This is a genomic window from Streptomyces exfoliatus (assembly GCF_000725545.1).
In the GTDB taxonomy this organism is placed as follows: domain Bacteria; phylum Actinomycetota; class Actinomycetes; order Streptomycetales; family Streptomycetaceae; genus Streptomyces; species Streptomyces exfoliatus.
Genome location: NZ_JNZP01000019.1, coordinates 75,257 through 93,567, shown reverse-complemented (window position 1 = coordinate 93,567; position 18,311 = coordinate 75,257). Strand labels below are relative to the sequence as shown.

Below are 18,311 nucleotides of genomic sequence, written 5' to 3'. Positions count from 1 at the left end.
CGTCCGCGCACACGCCCGAGGGCCCCCGTCACCATCCGGTGGCGGGGGCCCTCACGTATGTCGTGGAAGCGCGTCCACGACGGGCGTCCTGGAAGCGCGGCGGCCCTAGAAGTGCGTCCGGTGGCAGATGTACGCCAGGGTGCCGAGCAGCAGCCGCGCCTGCGGCGGCGCGCCCGCCGTGTCGAGCGTCGGCGGCCGCAGCCAGCGCACCGGACCGAGCCCGCCCAGGTCCGAAGGGGGAGCGGTGACGTAGCTGCCGGGACCCAGGCCGTGCAGGTCCAGATCGGCGTCGTCCCAGCCCATCCGGTACAGCAGCTGCGGCAGCTCCGCCGCCGCGCCCGGCGCCACGAAGAACCGCGCCCGGCCGGTCGGCGTCACGCACACGGGACCCAGCGGCAGCCCCATGCGCTCGAGCCGCACGAGCGCCAGCCTGCCCGCCGCCTCCGCGACCTCGATCACGTCGAAGGCGCGGCCCACCGGCAGCAGCAGCGCCGCGCCCGGATGCTCCGACCACGCCTTGGCCGCGTCGTCGAGTCCTGCGCCGGCCGGGACCGGCTCCGCGAAGGAGAGGGGGTGCGCGCCGGGGGCCGTACAGGCCGGATCCCCGCAGGAGCACTGGCCGGAGAGGGCCCGTGCGCCGGGAACCACGTCCCAGCCCCACAGCCCTGTGTACTCGGCCACCGCAGTGCACTCCGTGGTGCGTACGCGGCGGCGTGCGCCGGTCCGCATCTCACGAATGCCGCCGATCGTGAAACCCATGCCCCCTCCAACGGGTCGAGCGCGCCGGTGGTTACGACTCGGAGCATCGTCGTCACCCTTCGTCACGGTCCGTCCGCCGCAAATGGCGTGCGGTCGCGCCAGGGGTGGTGCGGGCCGGTGCGTGCGCCTCTCCGCGCATCCGTCCGCCGACTCCGGTTCGTCGCATGTCAAGTGAATCGCGTTCCATGGGCGGCGAGTTCATTCGAAGGGGTGGCGAATGGTGGCGTTTCTTGAATCCCCCTCGTGGAGGGGTGATCGTAGGATTACTTTCGGTACTCGAACCACCGGGGGCCGTTGAGCCCGCGGGTATGCCGGAGGCAACCCGGTTTCCAGTTCGAAGGAGTGCGAACGCCGGACGGGTGCCGCGAGACGCGGCATTCTGGTAAGGCTTCGGATGACAGGCAATCAGGTGGATGGGGGCGTTCCAGTGGGCGGCAACGGCGCAGACGGTACGACTGCCGGCAAGCGCCCGAACGAGCAGCTGGGTTCGTGGTTCGTGCGCAGCGGCTGGTCCAAGGGCGAACTCGCGCGGCAGGTGAACCGCAGGGCACGCCAGATGGGCGCGCACCACATCTCCACCGACACCTCGCGCGTACGCCGCTGGCTCGACGGCGAGCAGCCCCGCGAGCCCATCCCGCGCATCCTCTCCGAGCTGTTCTCCGAGCGTTTCGGCTCCGTCGTCGCCGTCGAGGACCTCGGTCTGCGCACCGCCCACCAGTCGCCCTCCGTCTCCGGCGTCGACCTGCCCTGGGCCGGCCCGCAGACCGTCGCCCTGCTCAGCGAGTTCTCCCGCAGCGACCTCATGCTCGCCCGCCGTGGCTTCCTCGGCTCCTCCCTGTCGCTCGCCGCGGGCCCCGCCCTCATCGAACCGATGCAGCGCTGGCTCGTCCCCACCCCCGTCGGAGACATCGAGCGGCCCGACCCCGTCGCGGAGGCCCGCCGCCCCAACCGGCTCTCCGAGCTCGAACTCGACCTCCTCGAGTCGACCACCGCCATGTTCCGCAAGTGGGACGCCCAGTGCGGCGGCGGACTGCGTCGCAAGGCCGTCGTCGGACAGCTCCACGAGGTCACCGACCTCCTCCAGGAGTCCCAGCCCGCCGCCATCGCCAAGCGCCTCTTCACCTGCGCCGCCGAACTCGCCGAGCTGGCCGGCTGGATGAGCTACGACGTCGGCCTCCAGCCCACCGCCCAGAAGTACTTCGTCCTCGCCCTGCACGCGGCCAAGGAAGCCGGCGACAAGCCCCTCGGCTCGTACATCCTGTCCTCGATGAGCCGCCAGATGATCCACCTCGGCCGGCCCGACGACGCCCTCGAACTCATCCATCTGGCCCAGTACGGCAGTCGAGACTGCGCCACCGCGCGCACCCAGGCCATGCTGTATGCGATGGAGGCCCGCGCCTACGCCAACATGGGCCAGCCGTCCAAGTGCAAGCGGGCCGTCCGGATGGCCGAGGACACCTTCGCCGACGTCGGTCTCGACGGCGAGCCCGAGCCCGACTGGATCGGCTTCTTCTCCGAGGCCGAGCTCAACGGCGAGAACTCCCACTCCTATCGCGACCTCGCCTATGTCGCGGGCCGCTCCCCGACCTACGCCTCGCTCGCCGAACCCGTCATGGAGCGGGCCGTCGAGCTCTTCGAGAAGGACCCCGACCACCAGCGGTCGTACGCGCTCAACCTCATCGGCATGGCCACCGTCCACCTCCTCAAGCGCGAGCCCGAGCAGTCCGTCGTCCTCGCGGAGAAGGCCCTCGGCGTCGCCAAGAGCATCCGCTCCGAGCGGGTCAACACCCGGCTCCGCAAGACCGTCGACCAGGCGGCCCGGGGCTACGGCGACGTCGCCGAGGTCGTCCAGCTCACCGACCGGCTCACCCAGCTGCTGCCCGAGGCCGCCGAAGCGGTCTGACGAAGCGCTCCACCCCCCGGGCCCCGGCTTCGCGGGCCCGCACCGACCCCGGCCGCGCCGGACGTCCCGTACTGCCCGACTCGGCTCCCCCGCCGCAAGGTCACACGGACGTCGGCGCGGCCGGCTTTTTGTCGCGTGCAGCGTACATACGGCACCTCCTCGTGATCCGGGCGTTCACGGCCACGTAACACGCCCCACCCCTTCGTCACCGCTCGGAAACATCGAGCGGCATCGGCGGAAACCGCGCTGCGCGAATCTCTGGCCCATAACCGGCCACCCCTCACGGCCGAGCCGCTCTCCGGCCCCGCCCCCGCACAGGCCGCATTCGACGACGAGGAGACGCCGATGGCACCAGCCATCATGACCCTGGCAGCAGACGCCCCCGAGCTGTCCGCCGCCAACACCGGGTTCATGCTCATCTGCTCCGCCCTGGTCATGCTGATGACCCCGGCACTCGCCTTCTTCTACGGAGGCATGGTCCGCGTCAAGTCCACCCTCAACATGCTGATGATGAGCTTCATCAGCCTCGGGATCGTCACGATCCTGTGGGTGCTCTTCGGCTTCAGCCTCGCGTTCGGCACCGACGTCGGTTCGATCGTCGGCTGGTCCTCCGACTACGTCGGCCTCAGCGGCATCGGCGTCACCGAGCTGTGGGACGGCTACACCATCCCGGTGTACGTCTTCGCCGTCTTCCAGCTGATGTTCGCGATCATCACGCCCGCCCTGATCAGCGGCGCCCTCGCGGACCGCGTCAAGTTCACCGCCTGGGCCCTCTTCATCACCCTCTGGGTCACCGTCGTCTACTTCCCCGTCGCCCACTGGGTCTGGGGTTCGGGCGGCTGGCTCTTCGAGATGGGCGTCATCGACTTCGCCGGCGGTACGGCGGTCCACATCAACGCCGGTGCCGCGGCCCTCGGCGTGATCCTCGTCATCGGCAAGCGCGTCGGCTTCAAGAAGGACCCGATGCGCCCGCACAGCCTTCCGCTGGTCATGCTCGGCGCCGGTCTCCTCTGGTTCGGCTGGTTCGGATTCAACGCCGGCTCCTGGCTCGGCAACGACGACGGCGTCGGCGCCGTGATGTTCGTCAACACCCAGGTCGCCACCGCCGCCGCCATGCTCGCCTGGCTCGCGTACGAGAAGATCCGCCACGGCGCCTTCACCACCCTCGGCGCCGCCTCCGGCGCGGTCGCCGGCCTCGTCGCCATCACCCCGTCCGGCGGCGCCGTCAGCCCGCTCGGCGCCATCGCCATCGGCGCCATCGCCGGTCTCCTCTGCGCCATGGCCGTCGGCCTCAAGTACAAGTTCGGCTACGACGACTCCCTCGACGTCATCGGCGTCCACCTCGTCGGCGGCGTCCTCGGCTCCCTCCTGGTCGGCCTCTTCGCCACCGGCGGCGTCCAGTCCGACGTCAAGGGCCTCTTCTACGGCGGCGGCCTCGAACAGCTCGGCAAGCAGGCCGTCGGCGTCTTCGCCGTCCTCGCCTACTCTCTGATCGCCTCCGCGATCCTCGCCCTGATCATCGACAAGACGATGGGGATGCGGGTCAGCGAGGACGACGAGGTCTCCGGCATCGACCAGGTCGAGCACGCCGAGACCGCGTACGACTTCAGCGGAGCCGGCGGCGGCGCGTCCTCGCGCGGCACCGCCGCCCCCGCCCCGGCCGTCACGGAGAACAAGAAGGTGGACGCATGAAGCTCATCACCGCGGTCGTGAAGCCGCACCGGCTCGACGAGATCAAGGAGGCCCTGCAGGCGTTCGGCGTCCACGGCCTCACCGTCACCGAGGCCAGCGGCTACGGCCGCCAGCGCGGCCACACCGAGGTCTACCGGGGCGCCGAGTACACCGTGGACCTGGTCCCCAAGATCCGCATCGAGGTCCTCGTCGAGGACGAGGACGCCGAACAGCTCATCGACGTCGTCGTCAAGGCCGCCCGAACCGGCAAGATCGGTGACGGCAAGGTGTGGAGCGTGCCGGTCGAGACCGCCGTACGGGTCCGCACCGGCGAGCGCGGTCCGGACGCACTGTAAGCACACGAAGGAGCCGCCGGGTGACGAGCCTCGAAGTCAGCGAAGAGACCGAAGATTCGGGACCCGGCGGTTACGCGGCGGCCCGGCTGCTCCTCCTCCACGAGAAGGAGCGGTCCGGGCCGCCGCGCCGTACCGCCCTCGCCCGGCTCACCGACGACTGGCTGGCCGGGCTCTTCACGGCCGCCGCACCGCCCCGCGGGGTCGCCCTCGTCGCCGTCGGCGGCTACGGCCGCGCCGAACTCTCCCCCCGCAGCGACCTCGACCTCGTCCTGCTCCACGACGGCAGCGCCGACAAGGCCGCGATCGCCGCCCTCGCCGACCGGATCTGGTACCCCGTCTGGGACCTCGGGCTCGCCCTCGACCACTCCGTCCGCACCCCCGCCGAAGCCCGCGCCACCGCGGGCGAGGACCTCAAGGTCCACCTCGGGCTCCTCGACGCCCGGCCCCTCGCCGGAGACCACGGACTCGTCGCCGCCCTCCGCACCACGATCCTCGCCGACTGGCGCAACCAGGCCCCCAAACGCCTTCCCGAACTCGACGAACTCTGCCGGGAACGCGCCGAACGCATGGGCGAGCTGCAGTTCCTCCTCGAACCCGACCTCAAGGAGGCCAGAGGCGGACTCCGCGACGCCCAGGTCCTCCGCGCCGTCGCCGCCTCCTGGCTCGCCGACGCACCCCGCGAAGGCCTCGACGCGGCCCGCCGCCGCCTCCTCGACGCCCGCGACGCCCTCCACCTCACCACCGGCCGCGCCACCGACCGGCTCGCCCTCCAGGAACAGGACGCCGTCGCCGCCGAACTCGGCCTCCTCGACGCCGACACCCTGCTCCGCGAGGTGTACGAGGCCGCCCGGACCGTCTCGTACGCCACCGACGTCACCTGGCGCGAGGTCAACCGCGTCCTCAAGGCACGCTCCGCCCGGCCCCGGCTGCGCGCCCTCCTCACCGGCCGCGCCGGAAGCGGCCGGGCCGGCGCCGGGAAACCGCCCGTGGAACGCACCCCGCTCGCCGAAGGCGTCGTCGAGATGGACGGCGAGGTCGTCCTCGCCCGCACGGCCCGCCCCGAACGCGACCCCGTACTGCCCCTGCGGGCCGCCGCCGCGGCCGCCCAGTCCGCCCTGCCGATCTCCCTGCACGCCGTACGCCACCTCGCGGCCACCGCGAAACCCCTGCCCGTGCCCTGGCCCGCCGAGGCCCGCGAGGAACTCGTCACCCTGCTCGGCGCCGGCGAGGCCACCGTCCCGGTCTGGGAGGCCCTGGAAGCCGAAGGCCTGATCACCGGGCTGCTCCCCGACTGGGAGCGCGTGCGCTGCCGCCCCCAGCGCAACCCCGTCCACACCTGGACCGTCGACCGCCACCTCGTCGAGACCGCCGTACGGGCCTCCTCGCTCACCCGCAACGTCGGCCGCCCCGACCTCCTCCTCGTCGCCGCCCTCCTCCACGACATCGGCAAGGGCTGGCCGGGCGACCACTCCGTCGCCGGGGAGACCATCGCCCGCGACCTCGCCACCCGCATCGGCTTCGACCGCACCGACGTCGCCACCATCGCCACCGCCGTCCGCCACCACCTGCTCCTCGTCGAGACCGCCACCCGGCGCGACCTCGACGACCCCGCCACCGTCCGCTCGGTCGCCACCGCCGTCGGCACCGTCGGCACCCTGGAACTCCTGCACGCCCTCACCGAGGCCGACGCGCTCGCCACCGGGCCCGCAGCCTGGTCGTCCTGGCGCGCCTCCCTCGTCGCCGACCTGGTCAAACGGGTCACGGGCGTCCTCGCGGGCGAGACCCCGCCCGACCCCGAGGCCGCCGCCCCCAGCGCCGAACAGGAACGCCTCGCCATCGAGGCCCTGCGCACCGGCGAACCCGTCCTCGCCCTGCACACCGAACCGCTCGCCGCGGAGCCCGAGGAACCGGAACCCGTCGGCGTCGAGCTCGTCATCGCCCTGCCCGACCGGCCCGGCGTCCTCCCCGCCGTCGCCGGGGTCCTCGCCCTGCACCGGCTCACCGTCCGCGCCGCCGACCTGCGCGCCGTCGAACTCCCCGCCGGACTCGGCGGGGGACCGGGACCCGTCCTCGTCCTCGACTGGCGGGTCGCCGCCGAATACGGCTCCCTCCCCGAAGCCGCCCGGCTCCGCGCCGACCTCGTCCGCGCCCTCGACGGCACCCTCGACATCCCCGCCCGCCTCGCCGAACGCGAGGCCGCCTACCCGCGCAGGCGCGGCCTCACCGCCCCACCGCCCCGCGTCACCGTCGCCGCCGCCGGCTCCCGCCTCGCCACCGTCATCGAGGTCCGCGCCCAGGACGCCCCCGGCCTCCTCCACCGGATCGGCCGCGCCCTGGAAGGAGCGGCCGTACGGGTCCGCAGCGCCCATGTCTCGACCCTCGGCGCCAACGCCGTGGACACCCTGTACGTGACACGGCCGGACGGCGGCCCGCTGTCGGACGAGGAGGCGATCGACCTGGCCAGGACCCTCGAATCGGCGCTCCGCTGAGCCCCGTACCGACCCGCCCCGCCCGCCGGATCCGGCGGGCGGGGGCACACACTTCGACCGGCCCGATACCCTGGAGGGCAGTCCCACCGCCCCCGACACCTGAGGATCCGCGACCGCCGTGTTCGATACCCTCTCCGACCGCCTTGCAGCGACCTTCAAGAACCTCCGCGGCAAGGGCCGTCTGTCCGAGGCGGACATCGACGCCACCGCCCGCGAGATCCGCATCGCGCTGCTCGAAGCGGACGTCGCCCTGCCGGTCGTCCGGTCCTTCATCAAGCAGGTCAAGGAGCGCGCCACCGGCGCCGAGGTCTCCCAGGCCCTGAACCCCGCCCAGCAGGTCATCAAGATCGTCAACGAGGAGCTCGTCGCCATCCTCGGTGGCGAGACCCGGCGCCTGCGGTTCGCCAAGACCGCGCCGACCGTGATCATGCTCGCCGGTCTCCAGGGTGCCGGTAAGACCACCCTCGCCGGAAAGCTCGGCCTCTGGCTGAAGGGCCAGGGTCACTCCCCGCTGCTCGTCGCCTGCGACCTCCAGCGCCCCAACGCCGTCACCCAGCTCTCCGTCGTCGCCGACCGCGCGGGCGTGGCCTTCTACGGCCCGCAGCCGGGCAACGGCGTCGGTGACCCGGTCCAGGTCGCGAAGGACTCGATCGAGTTCGCGCGGACCAAGATGTACGACGTCGTCATCGTCGACACCGCCGGCCGCCTCGGCATCGACCAGGAGCTGATGCAGCAGGCCGCGGACATCCGCGACGCGGTCTCGCCCGACGAGGTCCTCTTCGTCGTCGACGCCATGATCGGTCAGGACGCGGTCAACACCGCCGAGGCCTTCCGCGACGGCGTCGGCTTCGACGGCGTGGTGCTGTCCAAGCTCGACGGCGACGCCCGCGGTGGTGCCGCGCTCTCCATCGCGCACGTCACCGGCAAGCAGATCATGTTCGCCTCCAACGGCGAGAAGCTGGACGAGTTCGACGCGTTCCACCCGGACCGCATGGCGTCCCGCATCCTCGGCATGGGCGACATGCTCTCCCTCATCGAGAAGGCGCAGCAGACCTTCGACGAGGAAGAGGCCGCCAAGATGGCCTCCAAGCTCGCGTCGAAGAAGGGCCAGGACTTCACCCTGGACGACTTCCTGGCCCAGATGGAGCAGGTCCGCAAGATGGGCTCCATCTCGAAGCTGCTCGGGATGCTTCCCGGCATGGGCCAGATGAAGGAGCAGATCGCCAACATCGACGAGCGGGACGTCGACCGCACGGCCGCCATCATCAAGTCGATGACCCCGGCCGAGCGCCAGGACCCGACCGTCATCAACGGCTCCCGCCGCGCCCGTATCGCCAAGGGCTCCGGCGTCGAGGTCAGCGCGGTCAAGGGCCTGGTCGAGCGGTTCTTCGAGGCCCGCAAGATGATGTCCCGCATGGCCCAGGGCGGCGGCATGCCCGGGATGCCCGGCATGCCGGGCATGGGTGGCGGCCCCGGTCGGCAGAAGAAGCAGATCAAGCAGGCCAAGGGCAAGCGCAAGAGCGGCAACCCGATGAAGCGGAAGGCCGAGGAGCAGGCCGCGGCCGAGCGCCGCGAGCAGGCCCAGCAGGGCGGCGCCTTCGGTCTCCCCGCGGCGCCTCAGAGCCCGCAGGACTTCGAACTCCCCGACGAGTTCAAGAAGTTCATGAGCTGATCCGATACGTGTGAGGGGCCCGGGACGGTGTGAAACCGTCCCGGGCCCCTTCTCACTCCTCCGGGCCGCCCGGCATGCCGGTTCCGGCCGACCTTCGGATACTGGATCCGACGTCGGCTTGAGGAGTTCAGCGTGGTCAACCCCGTGCCCCCGCGCGACCGGACCGACCAGCCGTGGCGCTCGGAGGGGGCCCCGCCTCCCCAGCCGCCGAAGAGGAAGATGCCCGGCGGCTGGCGAGGGCTGATCCTCACCGCGCTGATCGTCTACCTCGTCGCCAACCTCGTGCTGTCGTTCTTCAACCGGGGCGACGAGCCGACGATCTCGTACACCGAGTTCAGCAAGCAGGTGGCCGCGGGCAACGTCACCAAGATCTACTCCAAGGGCGACGCCATCCAGGGCGAGCTCAAGAACAAACAGGCTCTGCCCAACGGCGACAAGGGCGACTACACCAAGTTCACCACCCAGCGCCCCGCCTTCGCCGACGACGACCTGTGGGCGCAGCTGACCGGACAGAACGTCACCGTCACCGCCGAGCCCGTCGTCCGGGAACGCAGCTTCCTCGCCAACCTCCTCATCTCCCTCGCACCGATGCTGCTGCTCGTCGTGCTGTGGGTGTTCATCGCCCGCAGGATGAGTTCGGGGATGGGCGGCGCGGGCGGCATGCTTGGCCGCAAGACGCCGCCCAAGCCCGTGGAACTGGAGGGTGGCAAACGCACCACCTTCGCCGACGTCGCCGGGATCGACGAGGTCGAGGGCGAACTCAACGACGTCGTCGACTTCCTGAAGAACCCGCGGGCCTACCGCGAGATGGGCGCGAAGATGCCCCGCGGCGTACTTCTCGCCGGCCCGCCCGGCACCGGCAAGACCCTGCTCGCCCGCGCCGTCGCGGGGGAGGCCGGGGTGCCGTTCTTCTCCGCCTCGGCGTCCGGGTTCATCGAGATGATCGTGGGCGTCGGCGCCTCCCGGGTGCGCGAGCTGTTCGCCGAGGCCCGGAAAGTCGCCCCCGCGATCATCTTCATCGACGAGATCGACACCATCGGCCGGGCCCGTGGCGGCGGCGCCGGGATGGGCGGGCACGACGAACGCGAACAGACCCTGAACCAGATCCTCACCGAGATGGACGGCTTCAGCGGCTCCGAAGGCGTCATCGTGCTCGCCGCCACCAATCGCGCCGACGTCCTCGACCCCGCCCTCACCCGGCCCGGCCGCTTCGACCGGATCGTGCACGTCAACCCGCCCGACCGGGGCGGCCGCGAGGCCATCCTCAGGATCCACACCCGGGAGATCCCGCTCGCCAAGGACGTCGACCTGGAGCACGTCGCCCGGACCACCCCCGGCATGACGGGCGCCGAACTCGCCAACCTCGCCAACGAGGCGGCCCTCCTCGCGGTCAAGCGCGAGCAGAAGGCCGTCACCCGGTCCGACCTGTCCGACGCCCTGGAGAAGGTCCAGCTCGGCGCGGAACGGCCGCTCGTGATGCCCGCCGACGAACGGCGCAGGACCGCCTACCACGAGAGCGGACACGCCCTGCTCGGCATGCTGCAGCCCGGCGCCGACCCGGTCCGCAAGATCACCATCGTGCCCCGCGGCCGGGCCCTCGGCGTCACCCTCTCCACCCCCGACTCCGACAAGTACGCCTACGCCGAGGACTACCTGCGCGGCCGGATCATCGGCGCGCTCGGCGGCATGGCCGCCGAACAGGTCGTGTTCGGCGTCGTCACCACCGGCGCCGAGAGCGACCTGGAGCAGGTCACCAACATCGCCCGGGGCATGGCCGGACGCTGGGGCATGAGCGCGCGCGTCGGCCGCCTCACCGCCATCCCGGCCGACGCCCAGCAGGCGTACGGCCTCTCGGCGGCCCCCGCCACCCTCGACACCGTCGACGCGGAGATGCGCCGCATCGTCGACGAGTGCTACGAGAACGCCGTACGCCTGCTCGGCGAGCACCGCGACCAGCTGGACGCGCTGGCCGCCGCCCTCCTGGAGAACGAGACCCTGGAGGAGGCGGAGGCCTACCGGGCGGCGGGCATCACGCGCGCGGAGCGACAGGACTGACGCCGGTGCGGGGTGGGGCCGAGGCCGGCGGCCCGGCGGGGCCGGGTGCCGGCTGAGCGGGGTGCCGGTCGGGGCCGGGGCACGTCCTGGCCGGGGCTCTACGGCACGCGGGCCACGACGTACCGGAAGACGTTCGGCATCCACACCGTCCCGTCCGCTCGCACATGCGGGGCGAGGGCCTCCTCGACCTCCTTCGCCACCTGCGAGAGGTCCGTCGCCAGGACGGCCTGGTCGAACGCTCCCGTCGACAGCAGACCGCGCACCGCGCTGCCCTCGCTCGCGTACCCGAAGGGACAGGCGACACGCCCCGACCCGGCCGGCCGCAGCCCCGCTGCCGCCACCAGCCCTTCCAGGTCCGTCCCGGACGCCGGCCGGCGGTCCGCGAGCCGGGTCGCGACCCGGAGCACCGGCTCCGTGGCGCACCGCTCCGGAGGCCCCCACCCGGCGAGTACGACCGCGGCACCCCGTTGCGCCGTACGGGTGAGTGCCACGAGCTCCGGCAGCAGCGCGTCCGTCGCGTGGAAGGCCGTGATCACGTCGTAGGGACCGGCCTCCGGTGGCGCCTCCGTGACCGCGACGCCCTCCGGCAGCCGCTCCCTGGCCAGCTCCACGCGCGCGTGGTCCCGGTCCGCGCCGGCCACCCGGGCGCCCCGCGCGGCCGCCATGAGAAGCGCCAGGCCGGAGCCGCAGCCGAGGCCGAGCACCCGTGAGCCCGCGCCCACGCCGAGACGGTCGTACACCGCCTCGTAGAGCGGGACAAGCATGCGTTCCTGGATCTCGGCCCAGTCACGCGCGGGGTGGTGCGGGACGAGCGTAGGTGTCATGGAAAAGTGCTCCGATCCGTGCTCGGACGAAAGCCCCCGTAGCCAGGGAACTGCGCATCCCGGGCGGCGTCCAGTGCTCGCGCCGTACCGATTCGCCCGGGGTGGGGCCGGTGCGCCGCCTTGCGTACGGACCCGGTAATGTCCTCGCACAGTCCTCCGGACCGCTCGGGCCCCCTCAAGGGGGGGCGCGCACCCCATGAACGCGCGCCGGAGCGTATGCGTCACTACGCACCACCTTGACGCGCCCTGCGTGACTTCTCCGCAGATCCGCGCACTGGCCCTCGTCCGGACGCATCAATGGCAACTGACGGGTACGTGCAAAATATTTGGGATGCCCCGGAATGGAACCCGGCGGCACATCGGCTCGTTGTACACGACGTGAGCACGACACCACCTGTTCTCGCCGCAGAGCTGGCACAGGCGTGGGCCGACATTCAGCGGCACCACCCCGAGCTGCCCGATCTTGCCGCGCCCGAGTCCCTGATCGGAGAGTCCTCGTCCGCCTGCGGCGCCGAACTCTCCTTCGAACGACTGCTCCACGAGGCAGTCCACGGCATCGCCGCCGCCCGGGGTGTCCGCGACACCTCCCGCGCCGGCCGCTACCACAACCGCAGATTCCTCGCGATCGCCGAGGAGATGGGCCTGGACCACCCCGAGGAGCCACACGCCAGCAGCGGCTTCTCCCTGGTCACGCTCAACCCCGAGGCGCGGCGGCGCTACCGGCCGACCATCGAGCGGCTGCAGCGCGCCCTCAAGGCCCACACGGTCGCCACGGCGGCCGATACCAAGCGCTCCTTCCGCGGACCGGCAGCCCGGCACGGCTCCTCCGGTGGCGGCGTGCGCGTCAAGGCCGTCTGCGACTGCGGGCGGAACGTGCGCGTGGTGCCCTCGGTGCTCGCCCAGGCTCCGATCGTCTGCGGCGGCTGCGGCAAGCCCTTCCGCATCCCGGAGACGGTGGGCGCCGCCGGCTGACCCCCAGGGGGTGCCTCGCCGATCAGGCACCCCCGCGGCGTGTGGCACAATGGCTAGCTGTACTCGACAGTCGCACAGGACCCCTCTCTCCTCCGGCTGACGCGTCCATCGGGCATCCGAGTACCGCAACCCCACGTGGCATCTCAAAGTGCCCAACCACGTCAAGACCAGGAGACACCACTCCAGTGGCAGTCAAGATCAAGCTCAAGCGCCTCGGCAAGATTCGTCAGCCCCACTACCGCATCGTCGTCGCCGACTCCCGCACCCGCCGGGACGGTCGCGCGATCGAGGAGATCGGCCTCTACCACCCGACGTACAACCCGTCGCGTATCGAGGTCGACTCCGAGCGTGCGCAGTACTGGCTGTCCGTCGGCGCCCAGCCGACCGAGCCCGTCCTCGCCATCCTGAAGCTCACGGGCGACTGGCAGAAGGCCAAGGGCCTCCCGGCCCCCGAGAAGGCCCTGCTCGTCCCCGCGACGAAGGAGGCGAAGCGCGCCTCGTTCGACGAGTTCGCGAAGACCCTCGAGTCCGGCGACGACAAGGGTGAGGCCATCACCCCGAAGGCCAAGAAGGCCGACAAGAAGGCTGACGAGGCCGAGGCCGCGTCGACCGAGTCGACCGAGGCCTGAGCATGCTCGAGGAGGCTCTCGAGCACCTCGTGAAGGGCATCGTCGACAACCCCGACGATGTGCAGGTCGCCTCGCGCAACCTGCGCCGTGGCCGCGTGCTGGAGGTCCGGGTACACCCCGAAGACCTCGGCAAGGTGATCGGCCGTAACGGCCGCACCGCGCGTGCGCTGCGTACCGTCGTGGGCGCCATCGGCGGCCGTGGGATCCGGGTCGACCTCGTCGACGTGGACCAGGTCCGCTGAAAAGTCGGCCACATCGGTTGATTGATGTGCCGGCACGGGCCGGGGAGGGCTTACGAGCCCACCCCGGCCCGTTGTCGTTTTCCGTCGTACGAACTGCGTGACAGGAGAGTGTGGAGCAGTGCAGCTGGTAGTCGCGCGGATCGGCCGCGCCCACGGCATCAAGGGCGAGGTCACCGTCGAGGTGCGGACGGACGAGCCCGAGCTCAGGCTCGGCCCCGGAGCCGTACTGCTCACCGACCCGGCCTCCGCCGGGCCGCTGACCATCGAGTCCGGCAAGGTGCACAGCGGCAAGCTGCTGCTGCGCTTCGAGGGCGTCCGCGACCGCAATGCCGCCGAGGCCCTGCGCAACACCCTTCTCATTGCCGAGATCGACCCCGCGGAGCTGCCCGAGGAGGAGGACGAGTACTACGACCACCAGCTCATGGATCTCGATGTCGTCCTCGCCGACGGCACGGAGGTCGGCCGGATCACCGAGATCTCCCACCTGCCGTCCCAGGACCTCTTCATCGTCGAGCGGCCCGACGGCACCGAGCTGATGATCCCCTTCGTCTCGTCGATCGTCACCGAGATCGACCTGGAGGAGCAGCGGGCCGTCATCGACCCGCCGCCCGGCCTCATCGACGACCAGGCCGTGATCGTCTCCTCCCGGGACGACGAACCGGGTGACGACGCATGAGGCTCGACGTCGTCACGATCTTCCCCGAGTACCTCGAACCGCTGAACGTCTCGCTCGTCGGCAAGGCACGCGCGCGCGGGCAGCTCGACGTCCACGTGCACGACCTGCGCCGGTGGACGTACGACCGGCACAACACCGTCGACGACACCCCGTACGGCGGCGGCCCCGGCATGGTCATGAAGACCGACCCCTGGGGTGACGCGCTCGACCAGACGCTCGCCGACGGCTACGAGAGCGGCGCCCACGGCCCCGTCATCGTCGTCCCCACCCCCAGCGGCCGCCCCTTCACCCAGGAGCTGGCCGTCGAACTCTCCGAGCGGCCCTGGCTGATCTTCACGCCGGCCCGTTACGAGGGCATCGACCGCCGCGTCATGGACGAGTACGCGACCCGGATGCCGGTCTACGAGGTCTCCATCGGTGACTACGTCCTCGCCGGCGGAGAGGCCGCCGTCCTCGTCGTCACCGAGGCCGTCGCCCGCCTCCTGCCCGGCGTCCTCGGCAACGCCGAGTCCCACCGCGACGACTCCTTCGCCCCCGGCGCGATGGCCAACCTGCTCGAGGGTCCCGTCTACACCAAGCCCCCCGAGTGGCGCGGCCGGGGCATCCCCGACGTCCTCCTCAGCGGGCACCACGGCAAGATCGCCCGCTGGCGGCGCGACGAGGCCTTTCGGCGCACCGCCGCCAACCGGCCCGACCTCATCGAGCGCTGTGATCCGGCGGCCTTCGACAAGAAGGACCGCGAGATCCTCTCCATGATGGGGTGGGCGCCCGAGCCCGGCGGCCGATTTTGGCGCAGGGTCCACGACGTGGAAGAATAGGCCGCTGTCGTACGTCCGGCGCGCGCCCCTGCCACAGGGGGACGACGCCCGCCAGAGACGCACGGCATCCTCATCATCCGAACGTACCGCTGATGACCTGTGGCATCAGCGAGGAAAGAGACCTCCATGGCCTCCCTGCTCGACCAGGTCAACGCGGGTTCGCTCCGCTCCGACCTCCCCGCCTTCCGCCCCGGCGACACCGTGAACGTCCACGTGCGCGTCATCGAAGGCAACCGCTCGCGTATCCAGCAGTTCAAGGGCGTCGTCATCCGCCGCCAGGGTTCGGGCGTCAGCGAGACCTTCACGGTCCGCAAGGTCTCGTTCTCCGTCGGCGTCGAGCGCACCTTCCCGGTGAACAGCCCGATCTTCGAGAAGATCGAGCTCGTGACCCGCGGTGACGTCCGTCGCGCCAAGCTCTACTACCTGCGCGAGCTGCGCGGCAAGGCTGCCAAGATCAAGGAGAAGCGCGACCGCTGAGCTTCGGCTCCCGGCACGCTCGACGCTTCCGAGCCCTCGGACAGGCACGCCGGATAGGCTCTGCCCCCGATGGACACCGAAGCACAGCACACGGAGCGCGACCCCTCTTCCGAACCGGAGGAAGGGTCGCGCTCCGCGCGCGTTCCCGAGGACTCGGGGACGACGACGGAGCCGGACGAGGCCCCGGCCGGAGGGACCCTGTTCTCCTGGCGGCGCACCGCCCTCGTGGGCGGCGTCTGCGTGGCCTTCCTGCTGCTCCTGAGCCACTTCGTGACTCAGCCCTTCCTGATCCCGAGCGGCTCCATGGAACCGACGCTGCACATCGGCGACCGGATCCTGGTCAACAAGCTGGCGTACCGTTTCGGCAGCGAGCCCGGCCGGGGTGACGTCGTCGTCTTCGACGGCACCGGCTCCTTCGTACGGGAACGGCCCCGGGACAATCCGGTGACCGGCCTCCTGCACGACGGCGCCGCCGCCCTCGGGCTCGCGGAACCCGACGAGACCGACTTCGTGAAGCGGGTCGTCGGCATCGGCGGCGACCGGGTGGTCTGCTGCGACGAGGACGGCCGGCTCACCGTCAACGGCGTCCCCGTCCACGAGCGGTACGTGATGCCCGGCGACCAGCCGTCCAGCGTGCCCTTCGACATCGTCGTACCGCGGGACAGGCTCTGGGTCATGGGCGACCACCGCAGTCAGTCCAGCGACTCCCGCGACCACCTGGGCAGCCCCGGCGGCGGCATGGTCCCCGTCGACAAGGTCGTCGGACGGGCCGACTGGATCGCCTGGCCCTTCGCCCGCTGGTCCACCGTGCCGGGGTCCGGCGCCTTCGACGGCGTACCGGCCGCGCCCGCCGGCGGACACGGGGCGGGGGCCCATGGGTAGCCGGGGCCGACGGCCGGGCGGAGCCGGTCCCGTCGCCGGCGACGGCACTGCCCGACCGGGACGGGCCGAGCGGCGCAGGCTCGCCCGCAAGGTCAAGCGGCGCAGGCAGCGCTCCGCGGTCCGCGAGATCCCCGTCCTCATCACGGTGGCCGTGCTCATCGCGCTCGTGCTCAAGACCTTCCTGGTCCAGGCGTTCGTCATCCCGTCCGGCTCCATGGAACAGACGATCCGCATCTCCGACCGGGTCCTCGTCGACAAGCTCACCCCCTGGTTCGGCTCCCGCCCGCAGCGAGGCGACGTCGTCGTCTTCAAGGACCCCGGCAACTGGCTCCAGCAGGAGGCCGCGCCGCCCGCCGACGACCCGGTCGGCGTCAAGCAGGCCAAACAGGCCCTCACCTTCATCGGGCTGCTGCCCTCCGCCGACGACCGGGACCTCATCAAGCGGGTCGTCGGCGTCGGGGGCGACACCGTCCGCTGCTGCGGCGAGGACGGGCGGATCACCGTCAACGGCGTACCGCTCGACGAGCCGTACCTGCACCCCGGGAACCAGCCGTCCACGATCCCCTTCGAGGTGAAGGTCCCCCAGGGCCGGATCTTCGTCCTCGGCGACCACCGCTCGGACTCGGCCGACTCCCGCTTCCACCTCGACGAGAAGGACCACGGCACCGTCTCGGAGGAGCAGGTCGTGGGGCGTGCCGTGGTGATCGCCTGGCCCGTCGGGCACTGGCGGAGCCTGGAGGAGCGGGGCACCTTCGCCGCCGTACCGGACGCCCGTACGGGTTCCGGGTCCGCGCTCGGTCTGTCGCATAGTGTGTCCCAGCGGAATCTGAACGGATTGCCCGGGCTCCCGACCCCTGCGGAACTTCTGCTCGTTATGGGAGTGGTGGGCCTGTCCCTGACCCGGGGCAGGCGTTCGCACGGACTGAGGAGTGGATGTGGGGGATTTGGCCGTCGGCGCACGATCCGGACACGATGAGCCCGACAAGAGGGCCGGCGGGGCCTTCGGCGATGACACGACGGGTGACCACGTGACGGGTGACGAGCAGGCGCAGCCACCGGGCGGTGGCACGCCGGGCGAGGGCGACGACGACACGGCGGGCGGGTCCGGCAGGGGCCCGAAGAAGCAGCGCTCCTTCTGGAAGGAACTGCCCCTCCTCGTGGGCATCGCGCTGGTGCTCGCCCTGCTGATCAAGACCTTCCTGGTGCAGGCGTTCTCGATCCCCTCGGAATCGATGATGAACACCCTCCAGAAGGGGGACCGGGTCCTCGTCGACAAGCTGACCCCCTGGTTCGGCTCCGAGCCCGAGCGCGGCGAGGTCGTCGTCTTCCACGACCCGGGCGGCTGGCTCGAAGGCCAGCAGACGCCCACGCCGAACGTGGTGCAGAAGTTCCTCAGCTTCATCGGCCTCATGCCGTCCGCCGAGGAGAAGGACCTCATCAAGCGCGTCATCGCCGTCGGCGGGGACACCGTCTCCTGCAAGGAGGGCGGCAAGGTCGTCCTCAACGGCAAGGCGCTGGACGAGACCGCCTACCTCTACCCCGGCTCCGTGCCCTGCCAGGACTCCTTCGGGCCCATCAAGGTCCCCGAGAACCGGATCTGGGTCATGGGCGACAACCGGCAGAACTCGCTGGACTCCCGCTTCCACCAGCAGCTTCCCGGCGGCGGCACCGTCTCCGAGGACGAGGTCGTGGGCCGCGCCGTCGTGATCGCCTGGCCTGTCACCCGCTGGGCGACCCTCCCCGTGCCGGACGTCTTCGACCAGCCCGGTCTCAACCATGCCCTGACCGCCGCCCCCGTCGGCGCCGCCGGTCTCGCCGGAGCGCTCCCGCTGGTGCTGTGGCGCCGCAAGAAGCTCGCCGCACGGCATACCGCCGCGTAGTGACCC

General features: G+C 71.5%; 17 protein-coding genes. 15 read left to right on the top strand and 2 right to left on the bottom strand.

Annotated features, from left to right (window positions below):
* Positions 1-105 precede the first annotated feature (105 nt).
* A complete protein-coding gene (locus IO20_RS0123530; protein ID WP_030551047.1) occupies positions 106-759 on the bottom strand; it encodes a bifunctional DNA primase/polymerase in 654 nt (217 codons plus the stop codon).
* Positions 760-1,186: 427 nt separating this feature from the next.
* On the opposite strand from IO20_RS0123530, the gene nsdA reads away from it, so the two are divergent.
* The 6 genes from nsdA (at position 1,187) to ftsH (ending at position 10,905) form a co-directional block, all read left to right on the top strand.
* The gene (gene nsdA, locus IO20_RS0123525; RefSeq protein ID WP_030551045.1) at positions 1,187-2,662 is read left to right on the top strand and encodes a transcriptional repressor NsdA; all 1,476 of its coding nucleotides are present in this window, start codon (positions 1,187-1,189) and stop codon (positions 2,660-2,662) included.
* A gap of 345 nt (positions 2,663-3,007) precedes the next feature.
* Entirely contained in the window at positions 3,008-4,354 is a 1,347-nt protein-coding gene (locus IO20_RS0123520; RefSeq protein WP_030551043.1) for an ammonium transporter, read from the top strand.
* Entirely contained in the window at positions 4,351-4,689 is a 339-nt protein-coding gene (locus IO20_RS0123515) for a P-II family nitrogen regulator (protein WP_015036464.1), read from the top strand. Before IO20_RS0123520 ends, IO20_RS0123515 begins: the two co-directional genes overlap by 4 nt.
* A gap of 20 nt (positions 4,690-4,709) precedes the next feature.
* Entirely contained in the window at positions 4,710-7,178 is a 2,469-nt protein-coding gene (locus tag IO20_RS0123510; RefSeq protein WP_030551041.1) for a [protein-PII] uridylyltransferase, read from the top strand.
* Positions 7,179-7,296: 118 nt separating this feature from the next.
* Complete coding sequence (gene ffh, locus IO20_RS0123505; protein ID WP_030551039.1) at positions 7,297-8,850, top strand: signal recognition particle protein; 1,554 nt, start codon at positions 7,297-7,299, stop codon at positions 8,848-8,850.
* Between the two features lie 132 nt (positions 8,851-8,982).
* Positions 8,983-10,905 (top strand): ATP-dependent zinc metalloprotease FtsH, encoded by a 1,923-nt coding sequence (gene ftsH / locus IO20_RS0123500; protein ID WP_030551037.1) that lies wholly within the window; start codon positions 8,983-8,985, stop codon positions 10,903-10,905.
* 98 nt (positions 10,906-11,003) lie between these two features.
* On the opposite strand, the gene IO20_RS0123495 is transcribed toward ftsH, so the two are convergent.
* Positions 11,004-11,729: a class I SAM-dependent methyltransferase gene (locus tag IO20_RS0123495; RefSeq protein WP_030551035.1), complete on the bottom strand. Its 726-nt coding sequence runs from the start codon at positions 11,727-11,729 to the stop codon at positions 11,004-11,006.
* A 378-nt stretch (positions 11,730-12,107) separates the two neighbouring features.
* On the opposite strand from IO20_RS0123495, the gene IO20_RS0123490 reads away from it, so the two are divergent.
* The 9 genes from IO20_RS0123490 to lepB (IO20_RS0123450) all read left to right on the top strand — a co-directional run bounded on the left by IO20_RS0123490 (position 12,108) and on the right by lepB (IO20_RS0123450) (position 18,305).
* A complete protein-coding gene (locus IO20_RS0123490) occupies positions 12,108-12,701 on the top strand; it encodes a hypothetical protein (protein WP_030551033.1) in 594 nt (197 codons plus the stop codon).
* A gap of 185 nt (positions 12,702-12,886) precedes the next feature.
* Positions 12,887-13,330: a 30S ribosomal protein S16 gene (gene rpsP / locus IO20_RS0123485; protein WP_030206380.1), complete on the top strand. Its 444-nt coding sequence runs from the start codon at positions 12,887-12,889 to the stop codon at positions 13,328-13,330.
* Between the two features lie 2 nt (positions 13,331-13,332).
* On the top strand, positions 13,333-13,572 hold the full coding sequence (locus tag IO20_RS0123480; RefSeq protein ID WP_030206382.1) for an RNA-binding protein: 240 nt from the start codon (positions 13,333-13,335) through the stop codon (positions 13,570-13,572).
* 118 nt (positions 13,573-13,690) lie between these two features.
* Positions 13,691-14,248, top strand: coding sequence for a ribosome maturation factor RimM (gene rimM, locus IO20_RS0123475; protein WP_030206389.1), 558 nt, complete (start codon positions 13,691-13,693; stop codon positions 14,246-14,248).
* Positions 14,245-15,066 carry a tRNA (guanosine(37)-N1)-methyltransferase TrmD gene (gene trmD / locus IO20_RS0123470; protein ID WP_030551031.1) on the top strand — a complete coding sequence of 274 codons (822 nt, stop codon included), beginning with the start codon at positions 14,245-14,247 and terminating at the stop codon, positions 15,064-15,066. The genes rimM and trmD overlap by 4 nt, the downstream gene beginning before the upstream one ends.
* 126 nt (positions 15,067-15,192) lie before the next feature.
* Positions 15,193-15,543 carry a 50S ribosomal protein L19 gene (gene rplS / locus IO20_RS0123465; RefSeq protein WP_015036473.1) on the top strand — a complete coding sequence of 117 codons (351 nt, stop codon included), beginning with the start codon at positions 15,193-15,195 and terminating at the stop codon, positions 15,541-15,543.
* A gap of 69 nt (positions 15,544-15,612) precedes the next feature.
* Positions 15,613-16,425, top strand: coding sequence for a signal peptidase I (lepB, locus tag IO20_RS0123460; protein ID WP_030551029.1), 813 nt, complete (start codon positions 15,613-15,615; stop codon positions 16,423-16,425).
* Positions 16,418-17,401, top strand: coding sequence for a signal peptidase I (gene lepB / locus IO20_RS0123455; protein ID WP_030551027.1), 984 nt, complete (start codon positions 16,418-16,420; stop codon positions 17,399-17,401). Before lepB (IO20_RS0123460) ends, lepB (IO20_RS0123455) begins: the two co-directional genes overlap by 8 nt.
* Positions 17,370-18,305 carry a signal peptidase I gene (gene lepB / locus IO20_RS0123450; RefSeq protein ID WP_030551025.1) on the top strand — a complete coding sequence of 312 codons (936 nt, stop codon included), beginning with the start codon at positions 17,370-17,372 and terminating at the stop codon, positions 18,303-18,305. The genes lepB (IO20_RS0123455) and lepB (IO20_RS0123450) overlap by 32 nt, the downstream gene beginning before the upstream one ends.
* Positions 18,306-18,311 lie beyond the last annotated feature (6 nt).